Source organism: Staphylococcus sp. KUGN1 (assembly GCF_045984185.1).
Taxonomy (GTDB): domain Bacteria; phylum Bacillota; class Bacilli; order Staphylococcales; family Staphylococcaceae; genus Staphylococcus; species Staphylococcus warneri_A.
This window is the reverse complement of the sequence record NZ_JBJQIL010000002.1, coordinates 78101-92397: the sequence shown is the minus strand read 5'-3', so window position 1 is coordinate 92397 and position 14297 is coordinate 78101. Positions and strand designations below refer to the sequence as shown.

Sequence of the window (14297 nt, the reverse complement as noted above, 5' to 3'; positions counted from 1 at the left end):
ATTATAAAAAACATTTAATTTTATTTATACGTATATTATATAAAAAGAGTAAATAACATATTTATACACATTTTTTAAAAAGTGATGTATCATGATAATTATGAAATTAGGGGGCATATGTCATGAAAGCAGTAAGTATTATTTTAAAGAATATATCCCAAGTGTTATTAATTAATAATCATTACACAGGATTATTAGTGTTAATTGCTTTATTTATTGGTAATTGGAAAGTGGGATTAAGTGCACTCGTTGGAAGTATAATCGCATATGTATTAGCGCCACATGTTAACTATTCCGAACAAGAAATTAATGATGGTTTAGCGGGTTTTAGTCCAGTGTTAACTGCCATTGCATTAACTTTGTTTTTAAATGAAAATTGGGCAGGTATTTTGATAACGATTGTGGCTACTGTGTTAACTTTACCAATTGGTTCAGCTATTAGAGAATGGTTAAAGCCTTATGGTATAGCAATGTTAACAGCACCATTTGTTATTGTAACTTGGTTTGCTATTTCAATATCAGAACAAGTGAGAGCGGTCAAAACACCGTTGAATATTATTCCGGGAACTGTAGAATCCATTGTGAAGAACCATAGTTCTGAACATGTAAATATCATTAAAACCACTTTAGAAGGATTTAGTGAAGTGTTTATCTTACCTAGTATATGGGCAGGTTTGCTCATATTAATTGGGATCTTAATCGATTCTAGAAAAGCAACGGTATATGCCATTTTAGGTAATGTACTCGGTTTTGTTATTGTAGCTATGTTAGGTGGTAATGTGAATGACATTAATCAAGGTTTATTTGGTTATAATTTAATATTAACAGCAATAGCATTAGGTACCACATTCAAGACGAGTATCAATACATATTTCTCAACATTCCTCGGTTTATTATTAACTGTTTTATTGAATTTAGGTTTGAATACAATGCTTGAACCCATTGGTTTGCCATCATTGACGATGCCATTTATTCTAGCAACATGGATCATGTTATTTGCTGGTCGTCCTCATAGAGAGATTGAGAACAAGAATTAATTAAAAACTCTGGTGCACGCTTATTAAAAAGCGCGTTCCAGAGTTTCATTTTATGACACTAAATAATGGGTTGTATGGAGTTCTAACTTATGGAAGATGAGCTCAATAATAATCGCTAATGCCCAATAAAATATTGCAGCGACAGTATAAACTGGTACAAATTGATAGCCTTCATTAGCCATTTCAGTACTAATTGCCATTATTTCTGTTACTTGGACAGAGAAAGCAAGGGAAGTCCCTTTTAATAACATAATAAATTGGTTTTCAATATTAGGTAGTGCATATCCAAATGCTTGTGGAAATACAATACGTCGATAAACATTCCATTTTGATAATCCTACAGTTTGTGCGGCTTCAATTTGCTTTGTATCTACTGAAAGTAAACCACCTTTAATTGATTCGGATAAGTAAGCCGTTGCATGTAATGAAAAAGTGATAGCTGCAATCAATAAAGGAGGGACCATATCTGGATTCATAGATGTATGACATATGGCGTTAAACCAAAGAATGAATGCTGGGACGCCATAATAAAACACAAATAATTGTACTATTAATGGTGTACTTCTAAAAAATGAATTATAGATAACTACAAATTGAGATAGTACAGGAATTTGATGTAAACGAATCAGAGCAAATATGGATCCAATTAGTATACCTACACACATGGCAATTAAAGTTACTGCTAAAGTGTTAGGTACACCTTTTAAAACTTCAATAATAGTATGGAAAATAAAAGTCACTTGAATGTCCCCCTAAACTTGATAAGGCTTTTCTGAAATTTTACTGATAATTGTAAATGTTCCCTGAATAATTAATGCAAGTAACCAATAGATAATAGAAATCACAACATATACTTCTAACATACCTAACCCATAATTATTTCCAATAATCAGTTGAACTTGTCCCATCATATCTATAATGCCAATAGTGAAAGCTAATGATGTATCTTTTATGAGTTCAATGATTTGAGTTGTTAAATTGGGTATGCTGTTTCTTAATGCTTGCGGTATAATGATATCCTTTAAGATTCTTGGATAACTTAATCCTACTGAAAGCCCAGCTTCAATTTGACGATAATCTACCGATGCATAACCTGCTCGAAATACTTCAGATAAATAGGCTGCACTATGTAGACTGAATGCTAAAATAATAAAAAATAATCGATCGAAATGATTAATATTGATCTGAAATATTAATAGAAATTGAGGTAAGGCAAAGTAAACTAAAAATAATTGAAGAAGAAGTGGTGTACTTCTCATAAATGATTGATAGACTCTTACACATGTTGATAGATAGGGCACTTGCTTTATACGAATCATAGTAAGTATTAAACCTAATATAGTGGCTAATATGAGTGCGCATATTATCATGACTAAAGTAATGGGCAATTGTTGGACAACTTGTTTAAATAAATCTAACCATTGTGTAGCAGACATTTAGCTATTTCACCTCCAATTGATCTTTGTGATGATTGATCTTGTTTAAATCATCGAACACATTGATATCAAAGTATTTTTGAGATAATTGTTGAAGCTTGCCTTCTTTTTTTAATTCACGTGTCGCTTGATCGATATCATCATGTAATTGTTGGTTATCTTTATTGTAAACAATATGAAGCGGTTCTTTTTTAACGATGCCACCAATCTTAACGTCTTCGTGAACTTTGTCTTGAATAGCTTTATATGTATTCCAATTTAGAAACATAGCGTCACGACGTCCATTACCAACCATCTTCAAGTTGTCACCGTTAGAAGGTGATTGAATCGTATCTATATCTATCTTTTTATCATGAGTCTGATTATATTGCTTTAATATTGAAAATAAACCGCCACTCGGAGCCATAGGTGTTAACCTTTTTTGAGTTAAGTCACTGAGTTGATGTATATCATTATTCTTCTTATTAACTGCGAGCATAGGTAGTGCGTAACTATACGGCACATCTTGGTATAAAAACTGCTTCTCTCTTTCAGGCGTTTTAAAGAACCAATTAATGCCCATATCAAACTTTTTAGAACCAATACCTACTAAATTAGATTCTTCTTCGCCAACCTCATATTTAAAATCATACTGCGGTAATTTCTTTTCTAATAGTTTCATATATTCCATATCTAGCCCTATAAAATGATTGTTTTTATCGGTATACAGATAGGGTGGGTTAACTTCAGCTGAAAGTGCGACTTTAACTTCTTTGGGATGTGATTTCGTTGCGTGCTGTGCTTTGTCATTTGAGCATGAATAAAGAAGAGAGACACTTAATATGAGAATGGTTAATATGAAATACATTCTAATATGTTTCAAGTTACATCCTCCTCTGTTTTAATTCGTTGAATAAAACGTTGGATGCGTTCGTTACTTGGTTGGTGTAGTACATCGTTAGGTGTGCCTTGTTTAATTAATTCACCGTTATCAATAAACAAAATTTGATCGGCAATCGCTTGTGCAAAGCTAATTTCATGCGTCACTATAACCATCGTCATACCTTGTTGTGCGATACTTTTGATTAAGTTTAAAATACTTTGAATAGACTCAGGATCTAATGCTGAAGTAGGTTCATCTAATAGTAAGACTTTGGGCTTAAGTGCAAGTGCGCGTACGATGCCTACACGTTGGCTTTGACCTCCGGAAAGTTGAATTGGGTATTTATCCTTATGTGCAATTAAATTAACCATACGCAAATGTTCTTCAGCAATATGTATAGCTTCCTTTTTACTCTTACCTTGGCCATAAATAAGACCTTCAGTTATGTTTTCAAGCACAGTTTTATTTTTAAATAGTTGATAGCTTTGAAAGACCATTGCTGATTGTTGTCTCAGGTGTGAAATATCTTTTTTATTGTGTTGCTCGGCATTGAACTGGCACTCATCAATTGTGATTTGTCCTTTTGAAGGAATAGCAAGAGCATTCAATGTACGGAGTAAAGTGGTCTTCCCAGAACCACTTGGACCTATAATAGCTGTCACTGTTCCCCTTTGCTGTGAAAAATTAATATCTTTAAGCACTTGATTTGAATGGTAAAAATGAGATAAATGTTCTACTTTGATCAAGTTGCTAACCTCCCTTTTTCATTAAAATTAACTTATCACATTAATTCTTATCGGTAAAGTAGGGATTCTGTGATTTCGGTACTTTTAATTAATAATGTCGAGTGTTAAACTAAGAATAATTAAGCTAAAAGTAATACGTTAATGAGGTGAAGAAATGGGACAATCATTATTAGTCCAAACTGAGTTGCAACGAAAATGGATAGAAAAATTTAAATCAGTAGAAGATCAATTTAAATCGTATGTAGAAAACAATGATATTGAATCACGTTTTCCATATGAAAATGTACAATGGCTTATTGATGAAGGATATACATTATTAACCTTACCTAAAGCATATGGTGGTGAGGGTGGAACAATTGAAGATATGGTGATACTACAAACATATTTAGCAAGTATTGACGGTGCAACTGCACTATCTATCGGTTGGCATTTAAGTGTAGTTGGTCAGCTTTATGAACAACAAATGTGGGCACAAGATTTGTTAGATGAATTTGCTGAAGAAGTGAAGAAGGGTGCACTTGTTAATCGTGCAGTGAGTGAAGCAGAAACTGGTAGTCCTACACGAGGTGGTCGTCCTGCTACAAACGCAGTCAAAGTAGATGACGGATATGTCTTAAATGGTGTCAAAACTTTTACATCAATGAGTAAGGCGTTAACACACTTTGTGGTTGGTGCTTATGTAGAAGAACTAGGACAAGTGGGTTTCTTTTTGGTTCCTAGAGACTTTGAAGGCGTAGATATTGCTGATAATTGGAATATGATAGGTATGCGAGCAACTGAAAGTCATGATTTAGTATTAAATGATGTGAAGATACCTGAACAATATTTTGTAGAACATCAACGTAAGCCATCATTGAATGGATGGATATTGCATATTCCAAGTGTATATTTAGGTATTGCTCAAGCAGCAAGAGACTATGCAGTAGATTTTGCAAAAACATATAGTCCTAATAGCATAGATGGAACAATTGCTGAAATTCCGACAGTACAACAAAATCTAGGTAAAATGGAATCACTTTTATTATCTGCAAGACATTTTCTATGGAGTACTGCTCATGGATATCAATTATATGAAAAAGATACGGATATTTGGAATGAGACATCTGCAAGTAAAGTCCTAGTATTAAATCAAGGATTGGAAGTGGTAGATTTAGCAATGAGAATTGTTGGTGCTAAGAGTCTGGAGATGGAGAGACCACTACAAAGATATTATCGTGATATACGAGCAGGACTTCATAATCCACCAATGGAAGATATGGCATATACTAATATTGCTAAAAGTATTACTGGTTTAATGTAAGTTAGGTTGACATTCATTGTAAAATATCAAATTAATTATTATAAAATCTTATTGTAAAACTACATGCAATCTTGTATAATTTTAATGAAATTGATAATCGTTTTCATTAGGAGGAAAATATGAAAAAATTATTATTACCTTTAATAGCGCTCGTGTTGTTATTAGCTGCATGTGGTAACAATTCAGGGAATGGCTCTAAAGAGTCTGATAAAAAGGCAGAAACAAAATCTTACAAAACGGATGACGGGAAAAAAATTGATATTCCTAAAAATCCAAAACGTATTGCTGTTGTTGCACCATCATATGCTGGTGGCGTAAAAAAATTAGGTGGTAACGTCGTAGCAGTAAGTAACCAAGTTGATCAAAGTGATGTTTTAAAAGATAAATTTAAAGGTGTTACTAAAGTTGGTGACGACGATGTTGAGAAAGTTGCCAAAGAAAAACCAGATTTAATTATCGTATTAGATCAAAATAAAAATATAAAAAAATACAAGAAAATTGCAGCAACTGTTCCATTTAACTATGCAAAACACAATTATCTAGAACAACAAGAGGAATTAGGTAAATTACTAGGTAAAGAAGATGCAGTTAAAAAATGGGAAAAAGACTGGAAAAATCAAACTGCTAAAGATGGTAAAGAAATCAAAGATAAAATTGGTAAAGATAAAACTGTAACCATTTTTGATGAATTTGATAAGAAATTATATACTTACGGCGATCATTGGGGCCGTGGTGGCGAAATTCTTTATCAAGCATTTGGTTTGAAAATGCCTAAAGCAGTTGATGATTTAACTAAAAAAGCAGGATTTGCTGAAGTAAAACAAGAAAAAGTTGATAAATACGCTGGCGATTACATTGTTTCAACAAGTGAAGGCAAAGCGACACCAGCTTATGAAAAAACTAATATGTGGAAAAACTTGCCGGCAGTTAAAAATGATAAAGTCATTAAAGTGAAAGCAGAAACATACTGGTACAATGATCCATACAGTTTAGACTTTATGCGTAAAGATTTAAAGAAAAAATTAATGGATACTAAATAATCAATATCAATAAAGATGAAGTTGAGTCATGGTCGATGGCTCAACTTCTTTTTGTTCTTTTGTGTAATCTTTGTAATTATTAGATATAATGAAATAACTCATAATTATAATATGTTTAAATACAATTAAAGGAGAATCATCTATGAAAAAAGTTTATTTTAATCATGATGGTGGCGTCGATGATCTAGTATCATTATTTTTACTTATACATATGGAGAATGTAGAACTAGTAGGAGTTAGTACAATTGGAGCAGATTGTTACTTAGAGCCATCTTTAAGTGCATCTATAAAAATAATTAACCGTTTTTCGAAGCAAAAACTTGATGTTGCACCATCTTATGAAAGAGGCAAAAATCCATTTCCAAAAGATTGGAGAATGCATGCTTTCTTCATGGATGCATTACCTATTTTAAATGAAAAAGTGGCCAGTGCTGAGTCAAAAGAAAACACACTTGAAGCTTATGAAGATATTATAGATAAACTTAAAAAAGCAGAAGATAAGCTCATTCTACTATTTACTGGACCATTAACAGATTTAGCAAAGGCTTTAAAAACTGATCCAACAATCGAAAATAAAATTGAAAAACTTGTTTGGATGGGCGGAACATTTCTAGAAAAAGGGAACGTTGAAGAACCCGAACATGATGGCACTGCAGAATGGAACGCTTTTTGGGATCCAGAAGCAGTTAAAATAGTATTTGATAGTGAAATTAAAATAGACATGGTTGCACTAGAAAGTACAAACCAAGTCCCATTAACTTTAGATGTAAGACAACGTTGGGCTGATGAGCGTCATTTTACAGGTATTGATTTCTTAGGTGTTAGTTATGCAGCAGTCCCACCATTAACTCATTTTGTTACTAATTCAACGTATTTCTTATGGGATGTACTTACGACAGCTTATGTTGGAAATCCAAAATTAACTAAATCAGTAAAACTAAATGTAGATGTAATTGCTCATGGTCCGAGTCAAGGTAGAACTGTTCAAAGTGATAATGGTAGAGAGATTAATATGATCAATTACGTAGAACGCAATAAGTTCTTTAACTATATAGGCGATTTAGCAAAACGAGCAAAATAATGTAAACTATATATTCACTTAGGTTTACATTAGTGGTATAATCATCTTCATGTAAGGAGGATGAACATATTGAGTACAAAAGATTTAGTATACACAGCACTAATGGCTGCAATCATTTGTGTTTTAGGATTAGTACCTGGGGTTCCGTTACCAATCATGCCAGTTCCAATTGTATTACAAAATATTGGTATATTCTTAGCAGGTATCATTTTAGGTAGAAAATTAGGTACATTAAGCGTAGTTATCTTTTTATTACTAGCTGCAGTAGGATTACCAGTTTTATCTGGTGGACGTGGCGGTATAGGTGCATTTGCTGGTCCATCTGCAGGATTTTTATTCTTATATCCATTTGTTGCTTTCTTTATCGGATGGGTTAGAGATAAATATTTACATAAAATCAATTTTATTATCTTATTCATTGTGACTTTAGTGGTAGGTGTCCTTGCTTTAGATATTTTAGGAACAATCATTATGGGAATCATTACACATATCCCAGTGAAAGAATCTATTAAATTATCGTTAGCATTTATGCCTGGTGACATTATTAAAGCAATCATAGCAAACTTAGTAGGGGCAACGATATTGAATCATTCTCGATTCAAACAGTTGATTAAATAAAATGACTGTAAGACAATGTTTCATATAAGAAAGATAAACGATTCTAATTATCAACAGGGATGGGATAAGGATGAAACATTTGACGATATCAGACATTTATTTAGAAGGAAATATGCTATCAGAAGATGCACGTAAAACCATTTATTTAACACCGACTGATGCACTGCAATATTCCAATAATACATGGTTATATCATCAGTGTCCGACACAAGTGCAATGGCTAACAGATATTGAAACTCAAAAAGAAATGCATGTTGCACAAGGATCTGACCATTTATCCTTCTATTTCCCAGAAAATGAGTATCTTAATGAAGCTTGGTTTGATTTATTTAAAGAACTAGGATTTAAATTGGGTGTCTTAGAATTTTATCTGATAGAAGGACATGATTTAGCTCAATTAAACAAAAGAAATGACGTCACATTAGTCAAAGTTAATAAGGGGAACTTGCAAGACTATCTTGATATTTATTATCAATTTTCTTTACCATTTGGTAAAAAATATGCGGAACAAAGCGTTAAGAATGTTAAACAAAATTTTAATACTAATAGAGCAACACCAATGATTAGCTATTTAAACGCTCAACCTGTTGGTATTGTAGACATCATTGAAAATAAAAACTCGGTTGAAATAGATGGTTTTGGTGTCTTAGAGGACTACCAAAGAAAGGGTATCGGACAAACGATGCAATCATTTGTAGGTGAACTAGCCGGTGACCGACCAGTGATGTTAGTTGCCGATGGTGAAGATACAGTTAAAGACATGTATTTGAAACAAGGGTATGTATATCGTAGTTTTAGATATCAAGTTTTAAAAGAAAAAATATAACAATAGCTGCTAAAGATTCGACTTATTCGGTAGAATCTTTAGCAGCTTTAATACGTTCAGGGTGGCTATATATATTGAAATTACCATCTCTAATAAAACCTACTGCTGTGATGTTTAAATCATGTGCAAGTTGAATCGCAAGTGTAGTAGGCGCTGACTTAGATAATATAACACCCACGCCAATTTTAGCAGCCTTGATTAAAATTTCTGACGAAATACGACCGCTGAATATTAAAACTTTATTTCTAACAGGTATATGGTTTTGAATACAAAAACCATATAGCTTATCTAGTGCATTATGACGTCCAATATCTTGTCGATGTTCAAAAAATGCATCACCATCACTAATTGCTGCATTATGCAAACCACCTGTTTGTTTGAATATCGTACTTGCACTTTGTAAACGAGTCATCATATTCAGTACTTGTTGAGGTGTGATTGTAATTTTAGAAAGCGATGTCTTAGCAGTAGCGGCATCATTTTGAAAATAAAATTCGCGACTTTTACCACAACATGAAGCAATCATGCGCTTAGTGGAATACTCGAAGCGGTCATTTAGAGACTTTGTTAATTCGACATGGGCAAAGCCTTTGCTATCATCAATTTGAATGGACTTTAATTCATCTTTTTTTAATAAGGCACCTTCAGAAGCTAGAAAGCCCAAAACTAATTCTTCCATATTAGTAGGGCTACAAATAACAGTGGCAAATTCTTCGCCATTTACCATAATAGTTAATGGGAATTCAGTTACATATGTGTCAACACTATGCTGAAGTTGACCATTTTCATACCGTACAATTTTCTGATTAGATGATATATCTCTATTCATACCTATACTCCCTTTATCTCTATAATTAATATATTAAAGGGTTAGTAGCATATTTTAAATCATTATGTTCTATAGATTTAAGAAAAGTTTTAAATTAAAATTGATATCAAATGTTTACACGAAAATGTCATAATAAATTATATATAACTTGAAGTATAATAGAGATTAAGGAGGTTCTATAATGAAATATAAAAGTATTTTTGTAGTGATGTTAATGAGTTTACTTGTGTTAGGAGGATGTTCGAATTCATCTACTGACAATGGTAAAAAAAGTGACAAGGCTGATAATGGTAAGAAACAGGAATTACAAATTTCAGCAGCAGCAAGTTTAACAGATGTAAGTAAAGAATTGAAAAAAGAATTTGAAAAAGAACATAAGGAGGCGAAAGTTGACTTCAACTATGGCGGTTCAGGTGCCTTAAGACAACAAGTTGAATCAGGTGCACCTGTTGATGTCATTATGTCAGCTAATACCAAAGATGTTGATATCTTAAAAAATAAAAAGAAAGCACATAATACATATAATTATGCTAAAAATAACTTAGTACTTATTGGTGAAAAAGACAAAGACTATCATTCTGTTAAAGATTTAAAAGAAAATGATAAATTGGCTTTAGGCCAAATCGAAACAGTACCAGCAGGTAAATATGGTAAACAATATTTAGAAGAAAACAACTTATGGAATACTGTTAAGGACAAAGTCATTTATGCAAAAGATGTTAAACAAGTGTTGAATTATGTACAAAAAGGTAATGCGCAACAAGGATTTGTATATAAAACAGATTTATATAAAAATAAGAAAAAAATTGATAATGTAAAAGAAATTAAACAAGTGAAGCTACCAAAACCAATCACTTATAAAGCGGGAGCTACTTCTGATAAAAAATTAGCTAAAGAATGGATGGACTTCTTAAAAACAGATAAAGCTAAACAAATTATCAAAGACTATCAGTTCTCAGCATAGGAGTTGTCTTTCATGCCTGACTTAACTTCATTCTGGATATCTATCCGTGTAGCAACAATGAGTACGATCATCGTCATGATATTAGGTATCATAGTATCTAAATGGCTATACCATCGTAAAAAGCGATGGGTAAAAATAGTGGAGAGTTTCATCTTATTACCTATCGTCTTACCGCCAACAGTGATGGGGTTTATATTACTTATTGTTTTTTCACCACGAGGAATTATAGGTCAATTCTTCAATAATATATTACATTTGCCAGTAGTATTTACACTAACAGGGGCGGTTATCGCTTCAGTGATAGTAAGTTTTCCGCTTATGTACCAACATACGATTCAAGGCTTTAATAGTATTGATAAACGTATGTTAGATACTGCACGTACAATGGGCGCAAGTGAAAGTAAAATATTTTATCGTATTGTACTTCCGTTATCGAAACGCTATATATTATCTGGTATCGTGATGAGCTTTGCGAGAGCAATTGGAGAATTTGGTGCAACATTAATGGTAGCAGGTTACATTCCTAATAAAACAAATACATTACCATTAGAAATTTATTTCTTAGTAGTTGAAGGTAAAGAAAATCAAGCTTGGCTTTGGGTCTTAGTACTTGTAGCATTCTCTATTGTAGTTATCATGACGATCAATTTAATGAATTATGATAAATTCAGGGAGCGTGATTAAATGTTGAAAATTGACATCTCACACAAGATTAATCAGCGCAATATTGAGATTCATATAAATGATGATGTTCCTAAGATTTATGCTATACAAGGACCATCTGGAATAGGAAAGACTACTATATTAAATATGATTGCGGGTCTGAAAAAAGCGGATCAAGCTGAAATTGAAGTGAATCAACGGTTGCTTACTAGTACATCTAAACGAACACAGATGAAAATTCAACAGAGATGTATTGGTTATTTATTTCAAGACTATCAATTATTTCCACATCTAACGGTGGAACAGAATATTACTTTTATGGCACAATATTCCGATCATATCAATTATGTTATGGATACACTTAACATTACACATATAGTTAATCAATATCCTATCACATTATCTGGAGGGGAAGCACAACGTGTAGCATTAGCTCGAGCATTAAGTATTAAACCCGACTTATTACTATTAGACGAACCTTTCTCTAGTTTAGACGACAACACTAAGAGAGAGAGTATGAACCTAGTCCATAAAATTTATGAATTATGGAACATACCAATTATTTTTGTTACACATTCAAATGAAGAGGCACATACGCTTGCTGATGAAATAATAATGATTTCTTAAACTTAACGTAAATCATTTTGGCGAAACTATATTTAGATGATATTCATCATTATAGTTTCGCTTGTTTTATGTATGGTTTTTGTCACTTTGTCCAACAAGTTTTATAATAGAAGCAATACTATTTAAGGGAGATTCAAAGATGGATCAAGAGAGATATTCAAGGCAAATCTTATTTAAACATATTAAAGAAGAAGGACAACATCTTATTGGTCAAAAACATGTCATGGTTGTAGGTATGGGTGCATTGGGAACTCATGTGGCAGAAGGTTTGGTCCGAGCAGGTATTCAACCCCTGACAATCGTTGATCGTGATTACATTGAGCTTAGTAATTTACAGAGACAAACCTTGTTCACTGAACACGACGCAAAAGATATGTTACCAAAAGTCATTGCAGCTAAGAAGCATTTAGAAGCGATTCGTCATGATATTGTTATTAATGCTTATGTATCACATGTTGATGCATACTTTTTAGACACCTACACAACGCATATCGATTTAATCATTGATGCAACTGATAACTTTGAAACACGACAACTCATTAATGATATTGCATATCAAAAATGTATACCATGGATATATGGGGGTGTTGTTCAAAGTACATATGCTCAAACAACCTTCATACCTGGCAAGACGCCTTGTTTTAATTGCTTAGTCCCACACTTGCCTTCAATCAATTTGACTTGTGATACAGTCGGAGTTATACAACCTGCTGTAACAATGACAACTAGTTTTCAACTTGTTGATGCTTTAAAAGTTCTAACCAATCAGACCACAGATATCAAATTGAAATATGGTGATATTTGGGAAGGTTACCATCATGCCATTGGTTTTAAAAATATGCAAAATGATACATGTCCGACTTGTGGAAAAACACCTCATTATCCATTCCTGAAGAATAGACAACGTCAATATACAACGTTATGTGGAAGAGATACAGTACAATACAATAATTCGATGATTTCCCAGGAAATGTTAGAAAGATTTTTAAAGACGCATCATATTCAATATAAACAGAATCCATATATGATCGTTTTTTCATTCAATGGTTATCGTATCGTTGCATTTAATGGTGGAAGATTACTTATTCACGGTATGAATAACCCTAATGAAGCTACAAAATTAATTAATCAATTATTTGGTTAATCATTGTTAGGAGGACTTAAATGATGCATACAAATGTAAAATTAGATAGAAATATAGAAGTTGCAGTACTTACAGTTTCAGATACTAGGAATTATGAAACAGATAAGGGAGGTCAACTGATACAAACGCTATTAAAAGACGAGAATGTAAATATCAAAAAGGAAAATTATCAAATTGTAAAAGATGATCAAGAGGCTATCTACAATCAATTACAAACATGGTTACAACAAAAACATATTGATGTCATTATAACAACTGGTGGTACAGGGATTGCGCAAAGAGATGTAACTATTGAAGTTGTGCGACCTTTATTAGACAAAGAAATTGAAGGATTTGGAGAATTGTTTAGGTATTTAAGCTATACAGAAGATGTAGGTACGAGGTCATTATTATCAAGAGCAGTAGCAGGCACACATGATAAAACATTGTTATTTGCGTTGCCTGGATCTACAGGTGCCATTAAATTAGCTATTAACAAGCTTATTAAACCTGAACTTAATCATTTGATACATGAAGTAACGAAATGAAAATAAGTAGGCTGGGACGTAAATTTTAAAATTTAAATCTTATATTGTCAGTAGTTGACTCTATATTATTTATGTCCCATTGCCTCTCTTAACTATTGAATTTAAACTAATTTGATCGATGATAATCGCCTGATTTTCCACCGGATTTAGATGTTAGATAAGTTTGGCCTATTGTCATTCCCTTATCAACTGCTTTGGTCATATCATAGATGGTTAAAGCTGTTACAGAAGCAGCAGTTAAGGCTTCCATTTCTACACCAGTTTTACCTGTTGTAGATACTGTAGCTTGAATATTCAGTTCGAAATGATTTGACGATGTTGTATTCCATTCAAACGAAACATCTATACCCGTTAATGGAAGCGGATGGCACATTGGAATAATCGTTGAAGTATTTTTAGCAGCCATAATTCCAGCAATTTGAGCAGTATTTAATACGTTACCTTTAGCGTTCGTATTTTGAACAATTTGTTGATAAATTGTTTCATTCACTATAATACTTGAATGTGCAATAGCTGTTCGTTTAGTAACTTCCTTATTAGAAACATCGACCATTTTAGCGTTACCTTGTTGATTAATGTGTGTAAATTCTGACATGT

At 32.7% G+C, this 14297-nt stretch carries 17 protein-coding genes; 11 read left to right on the top strand and 6 right to left on the bottom strand.

The genetic code is table 11. From position 1 onward, the window contains the following. Positions 1-122: 122 nt before the first annotated feature. Complete coding sequence (yut, locus tag ACJQQZ_RS06895) at positions 123-1037, top strand: urea transporter (protein ID WP_002450285.1); 915 nt, start codon at positions 123-125, stop codon at positions 1035-1037. A gap of 50 nt (positions 1038-1087) precedes the next feature. Here the strand turns inward: yut and ACJQQZ_RS06890 are convergent, their stop codons facing one another. The 4 genes from ACJQQZ_RS06890 to ACJQQZ_RS06875 are packed head-to-tail and all read right to left on the bottom strand — an operon-like array spanning position 1088 to position 4081. Beyond that, on the bottom strand, positions 1088-1777 hold the full coding sequence (locus ACJQQZ_RS06890; RefSeq protein WP_145505460.1) for an amino acid ABC transporter permease: 690 nt from the start codon (positions 1775-1777) through the stop codon (positions 1088-1090). Between the two features lie 12 nt (positions 1778-1789). Next, on the bottom strand, positions 1790-2473 hold the full coding sequence (locus ACJQQZ_RS06885) for an amino acid ABC transporter permease (RefSeq protein WP_145505457.1): 684 nt from the start codon (positions 2471-2473) through the stop codon (positions 1790-1792). Positions 2474-2477: 4 nt separating this feature from the next. Next, positions 2478-3335 (bottom strand): amino acid ABC transporter substrate-binding protein, encoded by an 858-nt coding sequence (locus tag ACJQQZ_RS06880; protein WP_145505454.1) that lies wholly within the window; start codon positions 3333-3335, stop codon positions 2478-2480. After that, positions 3332-4081 (bottom strand): amino acid ABC transporter ATP-binding protein, encoded by a 750-nt coding sequence (locus ACJQQZ_RS06875; RefSeq protein ID WP_002450289.1) that lies wholly within the window; start codon positions 4079-4081, stop codon positions 3332-3334. The genes ACJQQZ_RS06880 and ACJQQZ_RS06875 overlap by 4 nt, the downstream gene beginning before the upstream one ends. Positions 4082-4235: 154 nt before the next feature. Here ACJQQZ_RS06875 and ACJQQZ_RS06870 point away from each other — a divergent pair, with 154 nt between their 5' ends. The 5 genes from ACJQQZ_RS06870 to ACJQQZ_RS06850 all read left to right on the top strand — a co-directional run bounded on the left by ACJQQZ_RS06870 (position 4236) and on the right by ACJQQZ_RS06850 (position 8946). Further along, positions 4236-5381 (top strand): acyl-CoA dehydrogenase family protein, encoded by a 1146-nt coding sequence (locus ACJQQZ_RS06870; protein WP_145505450.1) that lies wholly within the window; start codon positions 4236-4238, stop codon positions 5379-5381. Between the two features lie 119 nt (positions 5382-5500). Next, positions 5501-6421: an ABC transporter substrate-binding protein gene (locus ACJQQZ_RS06865; RefSeq protein ID WP_145505447.1), complete on the top strand. Its 921-nt coding sequence runs from the start codon at positions 5501-5503 to the stop codon at positions 6419-6421. A 142-nt stretch (positions 6422-6563) separates the two neighbouring features. Next, positions 6564-7502 carry a nucleoside hydrolase gene (locus ACJQQZ_RS06860; RefSeq protein WP_107533125.1) on the top strand — a complete coding sequence of 313 codons (939 nt, stop codon included), beginning with the start codon at positions 6564-6566 and terminating at the stop codon, positions 7500-7502. Positions 7503-7571: 69 nt separating this feature from the next. Further along, complete coding sequence (locus ACJQQZ_RS06855; protein WP_145505444.1) at positions 7572-8120, top strand: biotin transporter BioY; 549 nt, start codon at positions 7572-7574, stop codon at positions 8118-8120. A gap of 70 nt (positions 8121-8190) precedes the next feature. Further along, on the top strand, positions 8191-8946 hold the full coding sequence (locus tag ACJQQZ_RS06850; RefSeq protein ID WP_002450294.1) for a GNAT family N-acetyltransferase: 756 nt from the start codon (positions 8191-8193) through the stop codon (positions 8944-8946). Between the two features lie 22 nt (positions 8947-8968). Here ACJQQZ_RS06850 and fdhD read toward each other — a convergent pair whose 3' ends face one another. Next, positions 8969-9775 (bottom strand): formate dehydrogenase accessory sulfurtransferase FdhD, encoded by an 807-nt coding sequence (fdhD, locus tag ACJQQZ_RS06845; RefSeq protein ID WP_002450295.1) that lies wholly within the window; start codon positions 9773-9775, stop codon positions 8969-8971. A gap of 181 nt (positions 9776-9956) precedes the next feature. Between fdhD and modA the strand changes: the two genes are divergently transcribed. The 5 genes from modA (at position 9957) to ACJQQZ_RS06820 (ending at position 13700) form a co-directional block, all read left to right on the top strand. Beyond that, a complete protein-coding gene (gene modA / locus ACJQQZ_RS06840; RefSeq protein WP_145505438.1) occupies positions 9957-10739 on the top strand; it encodes a molybdate ABC transporter substrate-binding protein in 783 nt (260 codons plus the stop codon). A 12-nt stretch (positions 10740-10751) separates the two neighbouring features. After that, on the top strand, positions 10752-11423 hold the full coding sequence (gene modB, locus ACJQQZ_RS06835; RefSeq protein WP_002450297.1) for a molybdate ABC transporter permease subunit: 672 nt from the start codon (positions 10752-10754) through the stop codon (positions 11421-11423). After that, positions 11424-12029 carry an ATP-binding cassette domain-containing protein gene (locus ACJQQZ_RS06830; RefSeq protein WP_002450298.1) on the top strand — a complete coding sequence of 202 codons (606 nt, stop codon included), beginning with the start codon at positions 11424-11426 and terminating at the stop codon, positions 12027-12029. A 139-nt stretch (positions 12030-12168) separates the two neighbouring features. Continuing rightward, the gene (locus ACJQQZ_RS06825) at positions 12169-13173 is read left to right on the top strand and encodes a ThiF family adenylyltransferase (protein ID WP_145505435.1); all 1005 of its coding nucleotides are present in this window, start codon (positions 12169-12171) and stop codon (positions 13171-13173) included. 23 nt (positions 13174-13196) lie between these two features. After that, entirely contained in the window at positions 13197-13700 is a 504-nt protein-coding gene (locus tag ACJQQZ_RS06820) for a MogA/MoaB family molybdenum cofactor biosynthesis protein (RefSeq protein WP_037551748.1), read from the top strand. A 106-nt stretch (positions 13701-13806) separates the two neighbouring features. Here ACJQQZ_RS06820 and moaC read toward each other — a convergent pair whose 3' ends face one another. After that, a complete protein-coding gene (gene moaC / locus ACJQQZ_RS06815; protein WP_002450301.1) occupies positions 13807-14295 on the bottom strand; it encodes a cyclic pyranopterin monophosphate synthase MoaC in 489 nt (162 codons plus the stop codon). Between the last annotated feature and the right edge of the window lie 2 nt (positions 14296-14297).